Origin of the sequence: Bartonella sp. AA56HLJMS, from assembly GCF_042197145.1 — a bacterium.
Classification (GTDB): Bacteria; Pseudomonadota; Alphaproteobacteria; order Rhizobiales; family Rhizobiaceae; genus Bartonella.
The window spans coordinates 34,241-52,544 of record NZ_JBHIRL010000005.1 but is presented as its reverse complement, the minus strand read 5'-3'; the positions used below and the strand labels follow the sequence as shown (position 1 = coordinate 52,544).

Sequence of the window (18,304 nt, the reverse complement as noted above, 5' to 3'; positions counted from 1 at the left end):
CAAAGATGACTGATACTTTTTGGGCATTTGTTGGGTTAGTTCTTTTTTTGGCTCTTTTAGTCTATTTCCAAATTCCACAGAGGGTTATACACCATCTTGATGCGCGTGCGAAACGTATCAAAGATGAACTGGATGAGGCTCTGCGTCTTCGTGAAGAAGCACAAGAAATATTGGCTGAATATCAACGCAAACATGCAGAAGCAGAAAAAGATGCGCAAGAAATTATTGCAGCAGCAAAGCATGAAGTTGAATCTGTTATTGCTGAGGCCCGTGCAAAGGCAGAAGAATATGTAAAAAACCGCAATAAATTGGCAGAACAAAAAATTGCCCAAGCAGAAGCGGATGCAATACGCATGGTTTCTTCATCAGCGATTGATTTGGCAATTTCTACAGCACGTACCCTTATTGCAAGGGAAATAGATTCTAACAAGGCAGATGAACTTATCAAAGAGTCTCTTGAGAAAGAATCATTTATCAAAATGAAAACATATCTTAATTAATGATATTTGAGAGATAAAGAACAGTCTCTTTGGTTGCATAATTTTCTCAATATTAATTAATAAAAGTCATAAAAAAGAAAAAATTATCTTCATTGTTTTTATCAGTTAATAGGGTATTTTGATTTTAAATGACAAGTTTTGAGAAGTCTGCAACCGATTGTGTAACAATGTGAGTGCGTTTGAGAAGAGCAAGACGGTTAGCACGAACATTAGTTTTTTTATCATTCACCAATACTTTTTCAAAAAATATATCAATCAATTTTCCAAGTGGCGCTAGCACACTGAGTGCAAATGATAAATTTGTTGCATTGATGGGAGCAAGAACCTTTCTTTCTACTTCACAGATTGCATGATAGAGCTGCTTTTCTTCTTTCTCGACAAAGAGCTCAGGATTAATTTCATTCGCTATTGTTGTGCTTTTTTGAAATTCATTTTCAAGAATATTGGCAGTACGTTTTACAGAGGCTACAAAGTTCATTCCATCATGGGTATTGATAAAAGCGATAAGCGATTCGACACGACGTGCAACCAATAAAAAATCATCAGAATCTTTATTTAAAACGGCTTCAAGGGCATCGTAACGAGCGCCTTCCTCTTTTAGATAGATTTTCAGACGGTCATGAAAAAAGAATAACAGATCTGATAAAATATATTCTGTTTTTTCTGGAAGCAGATTCTGCAATTGTGAATTTTCTCTTTGAGAGATTTCATATTTATTTTTTTGTTGTAAGAAAAGATTCGTTGCTAACTGGAACAGCGGCATAAGATTGATTTTCCAATCTCGCGAAAGTACAAGCCTAATAATTCCCAATGCTGCTCGTCTTAACGCATAGGGATCTTTTGAGCCCGTTGGTTTTTCATTAATGAGCCAAAAGCCAACGAGCATGTCAATTTTGTCGGAGAGCATAACGGTTATAGCAAGTGGTTCTTTTGGAAGACGATCTATTGGTCCTTGAGGTCTATAATGGTCTTCGATTGCTACAGCTACGCGAGGATCTTCCCCTTGAAGAAGGGCGTATTTTTGCCCCATAACACCTTGTAGTTCAGGAAATTCTCCGACAATTTCTGTTTGCAAATCAGCTTTTGCAAGGATGGCTGCACGTTTTGCTAAAAGAGGATCTGTTTGTATCAAAGGGGCAATTTCTTGTGCGAGTGCAGCAATGCGTTCTACCCTTGCTCCTTGTGTACCTAATTTAGCATGAAAAGTTACATTCAAATGATCAAGTCGCGCCATTCTTTGATCGAGAGGTTTTTTTATATCAAGTTGAAATTTTTTTATAGAAGATTCCAATTGTTGAAGATCAGGCAAATCACGCTGATCGGTTTGCCAAAAATGAAGTGCATCAGAAAGACGGGCACGGACAACCTTACTATTTCCTTTCGAAATTTCTTTGCCTTCATCATTTGCAAGAATATTAGAAACGAGAATAAAATGATGAGAAAGTTTTACTTTTTCTCCTTGTTTGCGGGTGACAAAACATTTTTGATTGGCTCGAATGGTCAAGCGAATAATTTCTGGAGGAATATCAAGGAATGATTTGTCAAAATCACCCATAAGGATAACAGGCCATTCAACAAGACCAGAAACTTCTTCTAGGAGGGCATTATCTTGAACCAGTTCTAAACCGTTTGCAAAGCAAAGATTTTGAGCATCAGCTAAAATAATATTCTTTCGTCTTTCTGCATCCAGAATGACTTTATGGGTTTCAAGTTGAGTAACATAGTCATCAAAGCGGCGCACTTGAAATGGCTCTCCATCACTTAAGAAACGATGACCATAAGTTAAATTATTGCTTTTAAGAGAACCAATTGTAAACGGAATAACATGTGTTTCACCAATTTCTGGTCCGAAGATGCAAAGAATGTTTTGTAAAGGTCTAATCCACTTCAAAGTACCACTTTGTGCTGAATCTTTTCCCCAACGCATAGATTTAGGCCATGGAAAGTTGCGGATAATATCCGGTAAAATATCGGCAATAATTTCTTCTGCAGCTCGACCTTTTTTAACAATTTTAGCAATATAAAAATGACCTTTTTTATCATCATGTCCAATATGCGCTTCAGAAACATCATTTAATCCTGTTGCACGTAGAAAACCATCAATTACATGCTGTGGTGATTTTATACTGGGACCTTTGCGTTCTTCATGGACATCTTTGGAGCGTGTGGAAAGTCCGCGTATGTCCAATGTTAGCCGACGAGATGTCCAATATTCACGAGCAGCTTCATAGATCAATCCAGCATTCACAAGTTGATCTGTAACAGATTTCTTAAGATCAGCAGCAGCTTTTCGTTGCATACGTGCGGGTATTTCTTCACTGAAAAGTTCAAGAAGAAGATCAGACATTAGGCCTCTCCAGTATATATTTGTCCAGCTTCTGTGAGTAAGAAGGCTTCCCCACAACGGCGCGCGAGATTACGAACGCGAAGAATGTAATTTTGTCGTTCGGTTACAGAAATAACGCCACGTGCTTGCAAAAGATTAAAGATATGGCTCGCTTTAATACATTGATCATAGGCAGGAAAAACACAGCGATGGAATACATTTTCTTTATTTGGTTTTCCAGCATCAAGAAGTGCGCTGCATTCGCGTTCTGCATCGATAAAGTGCTGATGGAGCAGTTTTGTATCAGCAAATTCGAAGTTGTAATATGAGTATTCCTGTTCTGTCTGTAAAAAAATATCTCTATAACTTATTTTGTTTTCTCCCTCCAAACCATTAAAGTTAAGGTCATAGACGTTATCAACCCCTTGGATATACATCGCTAGACGCTCAAGACCGTATGTGAGTTCCCCTGAAACAGGAGCGCATTCAATGCCGCACACTTGTTGAAAATAAGTAAATTGAGAGACTTCCATTCCATCGCACCAACATTCCCATCCAAGCCCCCAAGCACCAAGAGTGGGACTTTCCCAATCATCTTCAACAAAGCGAATATCATGCAGTTTTGTATCAAGCCCGATAGCTTGTAGCGACTTTATATAAAGTTCTTGTAGATTGAGCGGAGAGGGTTTGAGAAGCACTTGGAATTGATAATAGTGTTGTAAACGATTTGGATTCTTACCATATCGGCCATCTGTTGGACGTCGAGAGGGTTGGACATAAGCAACTTTCCAAGGGCGTGGCCCTAGAGAGCGTAATGTTGTTGCTGGATGAAAAGTCCCAGCTCCGACTTCCATATCGTAAGGTTGCAAAATTGCACATCCATAGTGTGCCCAATAATTTTGCAAAGTTAAGATTAGTCCCTGAAAAGAACGTTTGGGGTTAAGATGTTCAGGCAGTTTCACGCTTTATACTCTTTATATTGGACTAAACAAAAAAACAAAGTAATTTTAGTTTCTCTATTTATTATTTCATGTGGTTTATGGTTAAGCATCGTTTATTGCAAACCAAATTTCAACTTTTCTTGAATTTGTTCAGAATTTTCTGGTTTTCCGTCAATTGCGTGGTTCCATTGAAAGATTGCTTCACGTTTACGTCCAACTTTCCAATAGGCATCCCCTAAATGATCATTCAGTGTTGGGTCTTCAGGTTGTAATCTGACAGCATTTTCTAATATTTGCACTGCTTTATTATATTCTTTTAGTTTATAATAAGCCCACCCTAAAGAATCGAGAATATGACTGTTGTGAGCTTGTAAAGCAGAGGCTTTTTGTAGCATACGGAGCGATTCTTCAAGCTTCTCACCACGTTCCACAAGGGAATAGGCTAAATAATTAAGAACCTGCGGTTGATTTGGGAAAAATTCAAGTGATTTTCGCAAATCAAGTTCTGCTTTTGGCCATTGCTTTAAACGTTCAAAAGCAATACCACGCTGATAAAAGAGTTTCCAATCGTCCTGCTGAAAGTTTTTTATCTTTGTAATAGCGTAGTCTAGAGTTTTAATGGCCTCAAGAAATTTATTGTCCTGCATATAAAAAGCAACGAGCGTTATCAAAATATTACGATCATTGGGAAATTTTTTATTTAACAATGTGAGTAATTTTATTGCTTCTTTGTAATTGTTGTTATTGGCAAGAAGGAATGCAAGATGAAGTTGTCCATCTTTATAATAAGGAGATTTAGGGGATAAAGCGCGATAAAGTTTAATTGCTTGATGTGGATCGTTCAATTTAGCAGAAATGTGTGCGAGCTGAAACAGTGTTGCGTCATTTTGAGGGTATAAGGCGAAAGATAATTGCTTAAAAATACGTGCAATTCGCCCTGAGTTTTTGTAGTTGAGGGCTGTTCCAAAATTATATAATACCTCGGCTGCTCCTTGTTGAGGTGTTTTAATAACTCTCTCTAAGAAAGAATTTTTTTCAATTTTTTCTTGAAAGTTTTTAAGGACTTCTCGACCTGACAACATTTGTTCGCCATGCTGGATTGTTTGAAGAGCTTGGTTGCGCATATTATGGCGCAATTGGAATGAGGCATAGGCTATGATAATACGCTCATAAGTATTAGGAGCGATAAGAGTTCCTTGTTTGTTACTCAGTGCTTTAATGAAATATTTTTTTGCATCCTTTGGCCGTTCTGCAAGGTCGCTCATAAGTGCTAGATGATAAGATATAAAAAGATCATACCAGACAGGACCTTTGAGTTTCTTAAGATCATCGATTGCCTGAGATTTTTGTCCAGATCCAAATGTAATCCAAGCGCCGATGAGTTCAGGTATTGGATTATTGGACGTAGGAAGTTCCTTTAATTTCAGAAGAGCTTTGGCATTCTTATAATCTTTTTTGATGAGACTTTCTACTGACAAAGTTAAGGAAACAAAGGGAGTTATAACATCGTTCTCTTTGAGTTTTTGGGCTTGTTGGACAGCTTCTTTAAAGTTTCCGACCGAGAGCATAGCTTCAAGGAGCTCTTTTTGTGTTTCAATGTTATCAGGTTGATAAACCAGTGCTTGTTTAAAATAATTGATAGCAAGTTCTGTTTTATTTTCATGATTTGCAACCCTTCCAGCTAAATAAGCACCTGTAAATGAGCTTGTATGAGTTGCTGCACTTATTTTACTGTAGGTGAGGGATGGCATCAGCATGATACCCACGATAAAGAGGGCAAAAAGTCGAGATACCGTTGCAGAGCACATGGAGCTAATCCTTTTCAAGATAATCAATTGATGGTGTTGTTTATAGATCATATCTCATTACTTTGTTGAGAAATACTGCGATTCTTGCAAAGAATTCAGTTTACGCGCGCAATACAAAATTCAACAGTCTCAACGAGAGCATTATAAGCAAGATTTTCATTCATGGGAACAAGAGCATCAATTGCATATTTTCCATAGATGCGTGCTTGTTCTATTGTATCTGTGATACTATCATACTTTTCCATTAAGTGTTGTGCGTGTGCGAAGGATTCATCATTATTATTGCCATCTTCAAGTGCCTTTTTCCAGAAATCTTTTTCTAGCATATTCCCACGCTCATAGGCGAGAATAACAGGCATTGTGATTTTTCCTTCTCTAAAATCATCCCCTATATTTTTTCCTAAGTTTTGAGCACTACCGCTATAGTCAAGTGCATCATCAATTAATTGGAAAGCTAAACCTAAGGATGTTCCATATTCACGTAATGAAGAACGCTCTTTATTTCCATAGCCAGCAATAATGGGTCCTACTTCAGCGGCTGCTGAAAAAAGTGCTGCTGTTTTTGCATCGATGATTTTGAGATATTCTGAAGGGCTGGTTTTTATATTTTTTGCGGCAGAAAGTTGCATAACTTCTCCTTCAGCAATAATTGCAGCAGCGTTGGCTAGGACAGAGAGCGCTTCTATGGAACCGACATCGACCATCATTTTAAAGGCCTGCCCCAATAGGAAATCACCAACAAGTACACTTGCTTGATTCCCCCAAATCATACGTGCTGTAGATTTTCCACGTCGTAAATTACTTTCATCAATCACATCATCGTGTAGTAATGTTGCTGTATGCATAAATTCAACAGCTGTTGCGAGTTTTATATGCCCGTCACTTTGATAACCGAACATATGAGCAGAAGCGAGCGTAATCATTGGGCGTAATCGCTTTCCACCTGATGAAATAAGATGGTTAGAAATTTCAGGGATCATCTCAACCTCTGATTTTGCCATAGAGAGAATAAATTGATTTACGCAATCCATATCTTTTTGAGTAAGATTGACAAGAGATTGAAGAGAAATTTGATTATTTCTTATTTGTTTTGGTTTGATAGCTGCACTCAATGTGTTTACTCCTAGAGTATTGCAATGGACATATATAAAATTTACTTTATTCATTAGCATAAAGGGGGTTTGGTTTTGACTCAAGCTTTTGATGTCGTTTAAAAGTGTTAGCTTGGAATGTTATTGGCAAGAAATGTTCTTTAGCGAGTGTAATCTTATTGTTATAAAATAATAAAAAATTTAAAATAGCAGCTGAATGGCAAAAATGCAGTTTATAAAGGTGAGCATTAGGCTTTTAAATGGATAAAGCAGCGAATCAGAGTGGTGAAACAATTGACAGTTTTCACCGCGGGAAATTTTATTTGGTTCAACCCCATAAATATGGTCATCGTTCTGGAATGGATGCGATGTTATTAGCTAGTTTGGTTCCAAGTGATTTAAAGGGCAAGGTTGTTGATTTAGGTGCTGGTGCTGGAGCTGCAGGGTTAGCTGTTGCTTCGCGTTGTCTGAAAGTTCATGTTACCTTAGTTGAACGTTCGGCTTTTATGATATCTTATGCTCAAAAAACGCTTATGCTAAAACAAAACAAACAATTTGCTGGCCGCATTTGTTTGCTAGAAGCAGATGTTACTTTCAAGGGGAATGAACGTATAAAAGCAGGTTTGATAGATAATAGCTTTGATTTTGCGATTATGAATCCACCTTTTAATAATCCTACTGATCGCAAGACACCTGATCAACAAAAATCTGAAGCACACGTTATGCCTGAAGCGATGTTTGATAATTGGTTGCGGAGTGCAGCAGCGATTGTCAAGCCAGGTGGATACTTAGGGCTCATTGCACGACCACAATCACTAGTAGATATTTTGCGTGCTTTAGAAGGGCGCTTTGGTGGTATTTGCATCGTTCCTGTGCATGCACGTGCAAAGACAGCAGCAATTCGTCTTTTATTTTACGCAAAACGAGGAAGCAGAGCAGCTTTATCTATTTTACCGGCATTGGTTATACATGAAGGTAATGACCATACTTTTTCACCCCGAGTTGATGCAATTAATAATGGATATATAAGCTTGTGGGAACTTTTCTAATAGTATCTTGTGTTTTTTAGTTTATTATTTAAAGTCTACACTTTGTTGTTAGGGAGGTTTGACTTTGGATGAAATTATATTTCTGGTTGTAATGTGGGGATTGATTGGCGCTTTTGGATGGTATCGCGTTCTTCCTTTTTGTTGTCCTTGCCTATTTAATTGTTCTTAATTTATAAGGAGATTTTGTTTTGATGGATTTTATTAAAAGTTTTATTCCACGCCGTTTTTCTTCCGATAAACTTGAAATTCCTGTGGTGCGCCTTCAAGGAGCAATTATGGATTCATCAGCATCTATATCTCGTACCCTTTCCCTCAGTAGGTGTGCAAATCTTTTAGAGAAGGCTTTCGCACACAAAAAGTCACCGGTTGTTGCACTTATTATTAATTCTCCTGGTGGTTCGCCTGTACAATCGCGTTTTATCTTTAAGCGCATTCGTGACTTGGCAGAAGAAAAAAATAAAAAGGTTCTTGTGTTTATTGAAGATATTGCAGCATCTGGTGGTTATATGATTGCTTGTGCAGGGGATGAAATTTTTGCAGATCCTTCTTCAATTGTTGGTTCCATTGGAGTGGTTTCAGCTTCCTTTGGTTTTCCGGAACTTTTGAAGAAAATTGGTATCGAACGGCGTGTCTACACAGCAGGAAAGAACAAAGTTACATTAGATCCATTTCAGCCAGAAAAAAAGGCGGATATTGAGCATTTGAAATCTCTCCAACTTGAAGTGCATCAAACTTTTATCGATTTGGTTAAAGAACGGCGTGCTGAAAAATTATCAGATGATTCGAATCTCTTTACAGGAATGTTTTGGAGTGGAAAACAAAGCGTTGAGCTTGGTCTGGTTGATGGATTGAATGATGTACGTTCTGTTATTAAGGAGCGCTTTGGTAATGATGCAAAACTTCGACTTATTATGCCTCCAAAAAGTTTTTTAGGACCTAAAACGCCTTCAGGAGTGACGGCACATACGGTTTATACAGTCGTTGATAGTGCATTGATGGCAGCAGAAGAGCGAGCGCTTTGGCAGCGTTATGGTTTGTGATGGAAAGGATCATTCAAGCCAGAGAGATTTTATCTAAAAACAGATGCTAGAAGGAAAAAGGCTTACAATGATACGAATGAGAACATGTCGTTTATTTTGTATGAGAACTCTTTATATTTATTGTTTTTTTAGAAAACGATTAAGAATATTCCAAGCTGTTTATAGGGCTCGTGCTAAAAGTATGGGTAAAAGGGGGGAATTTTTAAAAGAACCCTATGTAAGTGAATATTACGTCATATGATATCAAATGTACAAACTTCGTTCCAAAGACATTCCTATTTATTTACACCTATTAAATTGAATTTAGCTTTACATGTTGTGGGGCAACGTGTTGATGGGTATCATTTAATAGAAAGTTTGGTTTATTTTAGTCTTAGTGGTGATTGTCTACACTATGCACCTTGTGAAAATAATCAGTTTGTTTTGACGGGGTTGTTTGCAAAAGGACTTGTTTCTCATTTAGACAATTTGGTTATTCGCGCACGGGACTTTATGCATAAGACTTTTTCGGAATGTGCTCAACCTGCTTTTTTTCGGCTTGTAAAAACATTACCTGTTGCTTCAGGCATTGGTGGCGGCTCAGGTGATGCAGCTGGGGTTATCAGCATGTTGCGACAACAGTGGAATCTTGATTGCCCTTACGAAGAATTAGCAAAAAAGAGCTTAGTTCTTGGTGCTGATGTTCCCATGTGCCTTTGTGCATTAGAATATCAGCAGCCGCTTTTGGTTAAAGGAATTGGTCAAGAGATGATACGACTAAAAGAAGCTTGTTCATTAGCAATGGTATTGGTTAATCATGGACAAGAGATTTCAACACAAGCTGTTTTTAAAGCGTTAGAGAAGCGTCATAATCCTTCTTTAAAAATTAATACAGACGCTTTAAAAAGTGTTGATTCATTGGTTGAAGCTTTACAAGAAACGCGTAATGATCTTTTTTCTCCTGCATTAAAAATAGCACCTCAGTTAGCTGAAGTGTTATCTATATTAGATGAATGTGGGGCTCTTTTTTCCCGTATGTCTGGAACGGGAGCAACTTGCTTTGGCATTTTTAAAAATAAACAAACGGCGCAACAAGCAGCTCTTTTTATCAAATCAATGCACCCAAATTGGTTTGTAAAACCTATCATGACTTTAGGAAATATTTGATAAATAAATATAAAAGCTTTTATTTCATCATGATTTTATTATACATAATGAAAGAGGGTAACCAAAGAAATGTGTTTTTTATTTTTTGTGCAAGAATTCGTGGAATGTTTGAAGAGCCATTTAAAACTGTAATGCTTGCAAAAAATGATCAGGCTACAGAAATAGATGTATGTTTGTTGTATTTGTGATGTATCAAAGATGTTTAATTTGCCGCTTCAACCAAATTTTTCGTGCGAATTTGATTTGCAAAAACAGGGTTTTTTTCATATAGCAGGTGTTGATGAAGTAGGACGGGGGCCTCTCGCTGGACCTGTGGTAACAGCAGCGGTTATCTTGGATAAAGATCGTATTCCTAATGGGTTAAATGATTCAAAAAAACTTTCTTTTCTCCAACGAAATAGACTTTATCATGAAATTTTGCAAAGTGCATTAGCGGTTTCAGTCGCCAGTCTTTGTGCTCGTACAATTGATCAATCCAATATTAGAAAAGCAACTTTAGAAGCAATGCGTCGCTGTATTATAGGATTAGTCATTCCAGTCCACTATGTCCTTGTTGATGGGCGTGATATTCCTTCTGAGTTGTCCTGTCCTGCAATGGCGTTGATTAAGGGCGATCAGCGTTCGGTTTCAATTGCAGCCGCATCCATTATTGCGAAAGTAACGCGTGACCGGATGATGGAATGTGCAGGACAAGTTTATAAAGGGTATGGTTTAGAGAAGCATGTAGGTTATGCAACGCTAGCGCATCGTACAGCTCTTGATAAATATGGACCAGTTATAGGATTACATCGTTATAGTTTTGCACCACTAAAAGAGTGTAAAAAAGGTAATTAAAATCAGTGATTTACTACAAGAGTAAAGGGTTTTATAATTCATTGATTCTATTATGTTTTTTGAGTGTCTATCCCTAACCTTTTTGAAGCTTTTTATCACTTATTCCTATCTATTTTTTCCAGATATAGAATCAGATATTTCTAACATGGGCTTAACTCTTATTTGTTATTAACCGTATAGCAATGATATATGACAAGGGGCGGTAATGGCAATTGTGAGTTTTAAATATAAGGGCTTAAAATTATTTTATACAACAGGTTCCACAAAAGCTATTTGACCAGATCACTTAAAAAATTACGCGTTATCTTAACGGCTTTAACAAGTGCTACTACGCCTGAAATGTTGAGAGCGCCTGCCTTTAAAATACACCCTCTTAAAGGTGAACTTACAGGGTACTATTCTATATGGATGAATGGAAATTGGCGTGTTACTTTTCGCTTTATAGGAACAGATGTGGAGCTTGTTGATTATCAAGATTACCATTGATGAAAGGAACGAAAATAATGATGCATAACCCCGCACATCCGGGCGAAGTTCTAAAAGTAGCTTTCTTAGACGAAATGGGGATAACAATACAAAAGTTAGCTAATCATCTCCATATGACAAGAGCTTCTCTATCAAGAGTGATTAACGGACATGCCTCTATGAGTACCGAACTTGCAGTGAAATTAGAACTAGCTGGTTTTAGTAAAGCGAAATTTTGGCTGGATATGCAAACAAATTATAATTTATGGCAAACAATGCAACAGACACAACCACCTATTTCTCCTCTGGTTTCTGAAGCACATCAAACGTCGCTTTGATTTCGTTTATAATTTTGACGGGGCTTTAGTTTTTTAGCTTCCGCCCGTTGCTCTAACCTTTTTGAAGTTTTTTAATGGCTTCTATTGCAAGGCGTTTTCTATCGGCTGTTTTGGTATAAAGAGATGCCATTTTATCTTCTGTCCAGCCAAAAAGCGCTTTCATTTGCGAAACCGTAGCACCAGCATTGGCAGCACGTTTTGCTGCTAATTTTCGCAATCGGTGCGCTGATTTTTTAATACCCGCCGCATTACATGCTTCACGAAAGAGGTTGCCAAAACTTTCTTTGACAAGCTTATTTCCACCTTTACCACAAATGAATGTTTGATCACCTATGGGACCAATTTTAAGGGTTTCCTCTAGTTCTGGTAAAATAGGAAGAAAAACATCTGTTTTAAATTGGCTCTTTTCTGTTTTGAGATAAATGATATTATCTTTGACGTCTTTCCAGCTGATACGAACGGTGTCATCACGGCGCGCGCGCAAGCCTGTGAAAGAAGAACATCAATCCAGACGCGTTCATGTGTACCGTGTGACCAATGGTGATAATATTTGTCTATGTCCTCTTCTAGACATGGCAGCAATCCCCCACTGTTTAAAGATTTTGGTGCTTTTATATTAAAGGCAGGATTTCTATTTAAAAGGGCATTATCAACCGCCCAATTAAAGAGATTGTTTAAAGAGGTCAAAAAATATTTTGCCGCTGCGAGAGTAGCTCGCCTTCTGTCTACGGCGTCAAGGATGTGGTGCTTTTATGTGCACGATCAGCAATATTTTTAGAAACATTGTTCAGAATTCTATACTTAATTTTTTAGTAGTTTCTAATTGATTATGCCATTGCATGCTTTGTAAATACTGATGCAATAACTAATCGAAAGAGCCTTTTGTAAGTCTGTTTATTTTCTTGGAGATGCCATTTTGCGCTTGTTTAATAGCCAGCGTATATTTGCTCTGATGGAAATCAATGGACTGTCATAAATTTTAGCTTTTCCACTAATAAATGTACCACCGAAAACTTGTGCATTGGCAAAAACACGAGCGTTTCCGTAAACATGTGCATCCCCAAAAACTTTGGCATAACCATAGACTTTTGCATCATCACTTATCCAGCAATTGCCATCATGACCTAGATTGTCTTCTTTTTGTATAAAAGCGCCAAGATCACCTGCCTTTACATCTCCAAAGTCTCTCAAAGCAAGGATGCAGTAAAGTGTAATGTATCCACCAACCTCAATTGTTTCATCAGTCAGTTCATATTTCTTTTCCTTGATTTGCGCAGAATTCACCCGTAGCGTGAATCATGCATCACTTAAAAGTTATTAGGAATGGGTAGGGGGCTGGGAGGCATATGGGCACTCACATTTTTTTAAAATATGCAAATTTATTTTTTTAGATGTGCTTAATTTCATATTTCCAATCAGGCAATGGAATGAGAGCTAATGCGAGTTGTCCTCTATGACACATGCATACATTAGCTTCAAAACAGGTGATTGCAACGCGCTTTTTGTTTAAAAAAATTTGATATAATTTGTTTATTGCACAAGAATTATCCTTGAGAGTTGTATTTTGATAATCTTCAAAAAGGCGATCATAATCTTTTGTGTTTTCAAATTTCTTCGTTTTTCAGAGGCAATTCCAAGTTCAGGCATATGCCATATATTCAATATCAATGTTGTTTACAACTTTCTCTAATTGTCTTTTTGAAAATCCGTATTTTCTGCTTATTGGATTTTTACGAATATCATACAAAAGTTTAATATTATTTTTGATAAGTTGATTGAAATAGTCCTCAAAGGATTTTCTTTCATAGCCAATGGTAAAAAACAAAGCTCTCATCTTTAGCAGGCTGTATGATGATATGTTTGATGTTACACACGTTTAATTTCCTTAGTAAATAGGTGGGGGGCTTTATGAGCGCCTCTTTCCAAAAGGGATAAATCCTCTAGCGATTATCATAGTGTTGTGGAGCAATCAGGTATCAAAGCGGGTGAAGGCGGCTTTAATATCATTGTTAAAGACAAAACGACCCTAACCGGAGGCATCATTGCCAGCACCGCGCCGGCAGATAAAAACAGCCTGACCACAGGAAGCATTAGCACCAGTGATATCAGCAACAGTGCCCATGCTAAAGCCAGCAGCCATGGGTTTAGCCTTTCTGGGAATGACACGATAAAAAACATTGCCAAGAATGTTTTAAATCACGGCAAAGCCAAGGATGCAGCAGAAGGGGAAACCAAATCTGCTATCAGTGATGGGACTATCATCCTTACTGATACAACTGGACAGAGGGCGATGGGGCAAGATGCTGGACAAATCATTGGCTCTCTCAACCGCAACACCGCAGCAGCATACCAGGCAGTAGGACAGCTAGATGTTGCACCGCTTGAGGGAGCAGTGCATAATCGCGTAGATATGATCAATGATTTATCGGATGAAGGATTGGGATACTGGGACAAAATACGCGAATTCGCATATCTCAAAGAGCATCCTGAGGGTGAGGTTTTGCATGATGAAAATGGCAATGTCCTCTATGCAACAGATAAAAATGGAAAACCTATCAAAGACAGTTATGGAAGACAAGTCCCTCTGTATCGTTATTTAACGCCTGAAGAAGAAAAACATTTACAAAAAGGTTCTGATGGCAAGGTTCATATGTTTTACAATGGTATTTTTACCTCACCAGATGATGCTGCGCGTTATACTGTCCAGTTTGTTGACAATGATCATGGTCCCCTTTATTTTACATACTTCCCAGAAGCTGAAGACTGGGAAGTGGAAGTAGGGATAGCGATTTTTCAGAAGTTTCTGGAAGGTAGATTTTTTTTTGGATTGACCAATTCAACCAAGAAATTCTAGGATATAATGTATCTTTATGGCAATACAGGATTGCATGATGATGCCCATAGTCGTGGTACCATAACAGCAGGAAATGGATCATATAATTTAGTAAAGCATGGTGTTCTCGGTATAGCAAAGGAAACAACGGTTAATTTCTTTGGTCCAGCTTATAATACTCAAGACATGGCAGATACGTTATATATCTTAAAGGATGGCAAGCAAACCACTGTCGGCTTGGAAAACCATGCAGATGATTTTGTTGGTGTAGTATTTGGTGGAAATTCCGCTACTTTTTACCAAAGACCCTTTGGTAGTAACGCAGTTAAAGAGGCAAAGAAAGTACTATTTAGTTATCCCAGCCCTCATGTTTGTTATGCAAATGTGGATCGAGCATGTAGACATAATTATGGTTCATCTCACCGTATACAAATTGATTCAATTAATTCATGGAGCAAAAAATGAAACAAACCTTAAAATTATTAAGTGTGATAACTCTATTGAGTATAGCTGGGTGCCAGTTTAATAAACTCCCACATCTTCTATAGGGGCATGGGAAAAACCAGGAGCAGATTTTACAGAGGTAGCAAAAGCATTATTAGAATGTGGTATGCCAATTCCTTATGATAAGGATCCAGAAAGCTCAACTACAATGCAAATGCAACCATTGATGCTTGCATGCTCCAAGCGGGATTTCGCTATAAATATGATGTGGGGGGAGGCTGGTGTGGAAATCATAAAGCCGAAAACTTGCCCATTTGTCGTCCAGGTGCTATCATATCACAGCGCAGTGTCAAGAAGCGCTTAAACAGCCCTTATTGTAAAAAATATAAAAATGCACCTGAATGCAAACCTTAAGTCTTTCTTGTGATGATCAACAATCCGCCATCCTTGCCTTCGCTTGGAATGGCGGGATTATTTACTCAACCAATCATCTCAATATTGTTCACCGTTGTTTTAATGAAGCGATGACAGAAAATATCAGCAGGCTTATGAGCTTTTTATCGTAAATAAATCCATTAAAAGAGGGGAAGAATGAAGAAAATCTTAAAACTGTTGAGTTGTATAGCTCTGTTAAGTATCACTGGATGTGTTAACTCAATTCCCTCACTTTCTCCAGCATTATGGAGAAATAAAATACTTTTAGAATGTGGAGTACCGGACCTTAATAAGGTTGTGGCGCTAGATTTGAATCAATTTGCCAGTATTGAAATGTGTATGGCGCAATCAGGTTTTCGCCCTAGCTTTACAATACAAGATTGGTGTGAGAACCATAAATCAGACAACCTTCCCATATGTCGTCCTGGTGCTGTCATGCCTCAGCGAAGTGTTGAGAGACGCTTAAATAGCCCTTATTGTAAAAAGCATTCAGAACAACTTGAATGCCAGCCTTAAGTCTTGCTTCAGCAGAGAAAGCCTTGTCCGTCCTTACGAAAATTTCGCTTGTAACGTGCAAGCAAGTGATTTTAATTAATACAACATGGAACAGATTTTAAATGATAGAATCCTACAGAATTAGTTTTTTCATTCAACATGAAAACAATAAGTTATCTTTATAAATCAATGTGATGTGGCAGGATGAAGATGTTTATGCAAAGAATCTAAAAGTTTTTTTGCGAGTGTTTGAATAATTTCTTTGTTTTTCTGAATTTTAGATACAAAATACTATTGCTAAAGTACTAAAAGTAGATCATGCTGGTAAATAGATGAAACTTTGATGGCGCTTGGTTTTAAAAAAGGCAATATTTGATTTCACTGTTTGCGCTGGTATTGATTTTGCAATAACAGATAATAGTTTATTGTATGCAGAATACTGTTATTTAGATTTTGGTAAAAGAAATTTATAAAGAATATTATCATTAACAGTTATGCGAAACTTTAATGAAAATGAATCCAACTTTAATACACATAATTTTAGTGTGATTTAGTTTACAAATTCTTATTGAATGCAAAATTAAAAGTTTAAGAAGCCTTATTTGCAAAAATTCTTTATTTTTTTGTGAGTGTGTCATTTTTGCTACAGATCTTTCAGAAAAGATGCTCTATATGAATTTCATTTTGGATATTTGGAGAGATTTTATGAATACAAAACGTTTAATAACAGCGTCTATTTTTTCTTTAATTTCAGCGTCTACAGCACTAGCTGCTGATGTTATGATTCCTCATCAGCCAGCATCATCGACTGCTTCTACCATTGTTGCACCTACTTTTTCATGGACAGGTCTTTATTTAGGTGTCCAAGCTGGTGGTTTTTCAAGCAAAGCTGATATGGCTCTTGTTGGTCAAGAAAAGAGTTTACCACTGGATAAAGAGTTCTCTCCTAAACTTTCAGGGTTTGCAGGTGGTTTTTATGCAGGTTCTAATATTGATCTCGGTGACAACTTTATTTTTGGCATCGATACGGATTTAATGGTATCTGGAAAAAAACACACAAAGACCATTACCATAGGAGCGGCTGATAACACTACAGTAGAAAATGCAGTCGTAAGATCCCGCAGATCCGCAAAACCACAAACATCTCCAACCTCACAAGCAACAGCAGGAGTACAAACGCAAAAAGACACCTCAAGAGCACCTGCAGGTACAGGAACTACAACAGGAGGGACTCCAACAGCAGGATCCACGTCAGAACAATCTGTTGCAGCGCAATCCAGTCAAGCACTAACTAGATCAGTAAATACAGTTCAACAACCACAAACAGGAGCAACACAATCAAATAAAGCAGCAACAACTAGAAGTTCTGGCAATGTCAATTCAACAGCAGAAAAAACAGTGGTAGTGGGAAGGGAAAATTCAGGAGTTTCAACACCACCATTAAAAACGCCATCTGCATCGCCAATACCACAATCAGCATCCTCTAGACAGACGGTGAGTTCAGTGCAATCGCCATCGTCCTCATTGGAAAGATCAGGTACAGGACCGACATTGGTAAGCAGGGTAAATGGATTAAAATCACCTGCACCTAAATCAATATCCTCTACCACAGGAGCAAGCTCACCAGAGCAGTCAACGCTCCTATTGGCAAGATCAGACACAGGAGATCAACCATCAGTAGGAGGAACAAATGGAGTAACTGCGTCTGCAAAATCTGCAGAAACATCATCTGTATCAGCAGGGGCTGTACAAGTGCAAGCTACTCCAATAAAATCGGTTGCTGTAAAACCCGCGCCCTCTATCTCATCAACGGGAACAGAATCAAGTCAGCCAGCAGCAAAAGCACCTGCATCGGAACAATCATCATTAAAAGAAAGAACAGTACCGAGCGGAGGGACATTTGTCCTCGCGAGATCAGGATCATCTTCTGAAACAGCAAAAGCTTCCAATGGAACAAGCGGAGCCCAATACGGAGGTCATCATGGCACCCATGGTAGCGGAAATGCTAATCCACATGCTTCTCGTTCTCATGGTGGACAGAATATGGCTGGACACGGTGCACAAAGTACACAAGCGGTGGATAAGAACGCTTCCAGTGTATATGGTATAGAACAAATAAAAAAGATGGCTTCTGAACTTGGTCTTGATCAAGAGGATGCAGTTGAAACTTTAAGTCATACTTTCAAGCAAAATTGGGGTGGTGCTACACGGGTACGTATTGGTTTTGCTGCTGATCGCTTTATGCCTTATCTTGCTGGTGGTATTGCTTATGGGCAATTCCAAGACACTGTATCAATATCTGTTAAGGATGAGGATGGAAGAGTCGTTTCTTCTAAGAACTTAGCTGATGAAACAAAAACCATGATTGGTTACACACTTGGTGGTGGCGTTGATTTCTCGCTTCTAGATAATGTGATTGTACGTGCAGAATATCGTTACTCTGATTTTGGTAAAAAGAAATTTGCAAAGGAAAAACTTGAAGTTAACTACAAAACCAATGATTTCCGTGTTGGTGTAGCTTATAAATTCTAATTTTTTAAAGAGTAAATTTCTAAGAGG

Annotated in this window: 16 protein-coding genes and 4 pseudogenes; 13 read left to right on the top strand and 7 right to left on the bottom strand. The window is 37.9% G+C overall.

Annotated features, from left to right (window positions below; genetic code table 11):
- The first annotated feature begins 5 nt into the window (after window positions 1–5).
- On the top strand, window positions 6–500 hold the full coding sequence (locus ACFINI_RS04030) for a F0F1 ATP synthase subunit B (protein WP_375612090.1): 495 nt from the start codon (window positions 6–8) through the stop codon (window positions 498–500).
- A 124-nt stretch (window positions 501–624) separates the two neighbouring features.
- On the opposite strand, the gene glyS is transcribed toward ACFINI_RS04030, so the two are convergent.
- The 4 genes from glyS to ACFINI_RS04010 all read right to left on the bottom strand — a co-directional run bounded on the left by glyS (window position 625) and on the right by ACFINI_RS04010 (window position 6,747).
- Window positions 625–2,847, bottom strand: coding sequence for a glycine--tRNA ligase subunit beta (glyS, locus tag ACFINI_RS04025; RefSeq protein ID WP_375646085.1), 2,223 nt, complete (start codon window positions 2,845–2,847; stop codon window positions 625–627).
- Entirely contained in the window at window positions 2,847–3,788 is a 942-nt protein-coding gene (locus ACFINI_RS04020) for a glycine--tRNA ligase subunit alpha (protein ID WP_375646078.1), read from the bottom strand. Before ACFINI_RS04020 ends, glyS begins: the two co-directional genes overlap by 1 nt.
- 92 nt (window positions 3,789–3,880) lie before the next feature.
- Window positions 3,881–5,575 carry a tetratricopeptide repeat protein gene (locus ACFINI_RS04015; protein ID WP_375612092.1) on the bottom strand — a complete coding sequence of 565 codons (1,695 nt, stop codon included), beginning with the start codon at window positions 5,573–5,575 and terminating at the stop codon, window positions 3,881–3,883.
- A gap of 95 nt (window positions 5,576–5,670) precedes the next feature.
- Window positions 5,671–6,747, bottom strand: a complete 1,077-nt coding sequence (locus ACFINI_RS04010; RefSeq protein ID WP_375606428.1) for a polyprenyl synthetase family protein — start codon at window positions 6,745–6,747, stop codon at window positions 5,671–5,673.
- 179 nt (window positions 6,748–6,926) lie between these two features.
- On the opposite strand from ACFINI_RS04010, the gene ACFINI_RS04005 reads away from it, so the two are divergent.
- The 6 genes and pseudogenes from ACFINI_RS04005 to ACFINI_RS03980 all read left to right on the top strand — a co-directional run bounded on the left by ACFINI_RS04005 (window position 6,927) and on the right by ACFINI_RS03980 (window position 11,538).
- Window positions 6,927–7,715 carry a tRNA1(Val) (adenine(37)-N6)-methyltransferase gene (locus tag ACFINI_RS04005; RefSeq protein WP_375646072.1) on the top strand — a complete coding sequence of 263 codons (789 nt, stop codon included), beginning with the start codon at window positions 6,927–6,929 and terminating at the stop codon, window positions 7,713–7,715.
- Window positions 7,716–7,906: 191 nt separating this feature from the next.
- Entirely contained in the window at window positions 7,907–8,755 is an 849-nt protein-coding gene (locus ACFINI_RS04000; protein WP_375629546.1) for a S49 family peptidase, read from the top strand.
- 237 nt (window positions 8,756–8,992) lie between these two features.
- Complete coding sequence (locus ACFINI_RS03995) at window positions 8,993–9,901, top strand: 4-(cytidine 5'-diphospho)-2-C-methyl-D-erythritol kinase (RefSeq protein ID WP_375646066.1); 909 nt, start codon at window positions 8,993–8,995, stop codon at window positions 9,899–9,901.
- A 198-nt stretch (window positions 9,902–10,099) separates the two neighbouring features.
- Window positions 10,100–10,735, top strand: coding sequence for a ribonuclease HII (locus ACFINI_RS03990; protein ID WP_375646061.1), 636 nt, complete (start codon window positions 10,100–10,102; stop codon window positions 10,733–10,735).
- Window positions 10,736–10,940: 205 nt separating this feature from the next.
- Window positions 10,941–11,221 (top strand): annotated as a pseudogene (locus tag ACFINI_RS03985) (type II toxin-antitoxin system RelE/ParE family toxin).
- A gap of 17 nt (window positions 11,222–11,238) precedes the next feature.
- On the top strand, window positions 11,239–11,538 hold the full coding sequence (locus ACFINI_RS03980) for a HigA family addiction module antitoxin (protein WP_183194585.1): 300 nt from the start codon (window positions 11,239–11,241) through the stop codon (window positions 11,536–11,538).
- Window positions 11,539–11,590: 52 nt separating this feature from the next.
- On the opposite strand, the pseudogene ACFINI_RS03975 reads toward ACFINI_RS03980, so the two are convergent.
- From ACFINI_RS03975 to ACFINI_RS03965, 3 genes and pseudogenes are all read right to left on the bottom strand, one after another.
- Window positions 11,591–12,481: pseudogene (locus ACFINI_RS03975) on the bottom strand (tyrosine-type recombinase/integrase); the annotation flags it as partial.
- Window positions 12,433–12,822 (bottom strand): hypothetical protein, encoded by a 390-nt coding sequence (locus ACFINI_RS03970; RefSeq protein WP_375612098.1) that lies wholly within the window; start codon window positions 12,820–12,822, stop codon window positions 12,433–12,435. The gene ACFINI_RS03970 and the pseudogene ACFINI_RS03975, both read right to left, overlap by 49 nt.
- A 103-nt stretch (window positions 12,823–12,925) precedes the next feature.
- A pseudogene (locus ACFINI_RS03965) lies at window positions 12,926–13,372 on the bottom strand (DUF488 family protein).
- A gap of 126 nt (window positions 13,373–13,498) precedes the next feature.
- Here ACFINI_RS03965 and ACFINI_RS03960 point away from each other — a divergent pair.
- The 6 genes and pseudogenes from ACFINI_RS03960 to ACFINI_RS03935 all read left to right on the top strand — a co-directional run bounded on the left by ACFINI_RS03960 (window position 13,499) and on the right by ACFINI_RS03935 (window position 18,277).
- A complete protein-coding gene (locus ACFINI_RS03960) occupies window positions 13,499–14,392 on the top strand; it encodes a hypothetical protein (protein WP_375646054.1) in 894 nt (297 codons plus the stop codon).
- 6 nt (window positions 14,393–14,398) lie between these two features.
- Window positions 14,399–14,836 carry a hypothetical protein gene (locus ACFINI_RS03955; RefSeq protein ID WP_375646049.1) on the top strand — a complete coding sequence of 146 codons (438 nt, stop codon included), beginning with the start codon at window positions 14,399–14,401 and terminating at the stop codon, window positions 14,834–14,836.
- Window positions 14,833–15,229 (top strand): annotated as a pseudogene (locus ACFINI_RS03950) (hypothetical protein). Before ACFINI_RS03955 ends, ACFINI_RS03950 begins: the two are co-directional and overlap by 4 nt.
- Window positions 15,217–15,381 carry a hypothetical protein gene (locus ACFINI_RS03945; protein ID WP_375612101.1) on the top strand — a complete coding sequence of 55 codons (165 nt, stop codon included), beginning with the start codon at window positions 15,217–15,219 and terminating at the stop codon, window positions 15,379–15,381. Before ACFINI_RS03950 ends, ACFINI_RS03945 begins: the two are co-directional and overlap by 13 nt.
- Window positions 15,382–15,406: 25 nt before the next feature.
- Window positions 15,407–15,766, top strand: coding sequence for a hypothetical protein (locus tag ACFINI_RS03940; RefSeq protein ID WP_273724680.1), 360 nt, complete (start codon window positions 15,407–15,409; stop codon window positions 15,764–15,766).
- Window positions 15,767–16,450: 684 nt separating this feature from the next.
- Window positions 16,451–18,277, top strand: coding sequence for an outer membrane beta-barrel protein (locus tag ACFINI_RS03935; RefSeq protein ID WP_375646042.1), 1,827 nt, complete (start codon window positions 16,451–16,453; stop codon window positions 18,275–18,277).
- The last annotated feature ends 27 nt before the right edge of the window (window positions 18,278–18,304 follow it).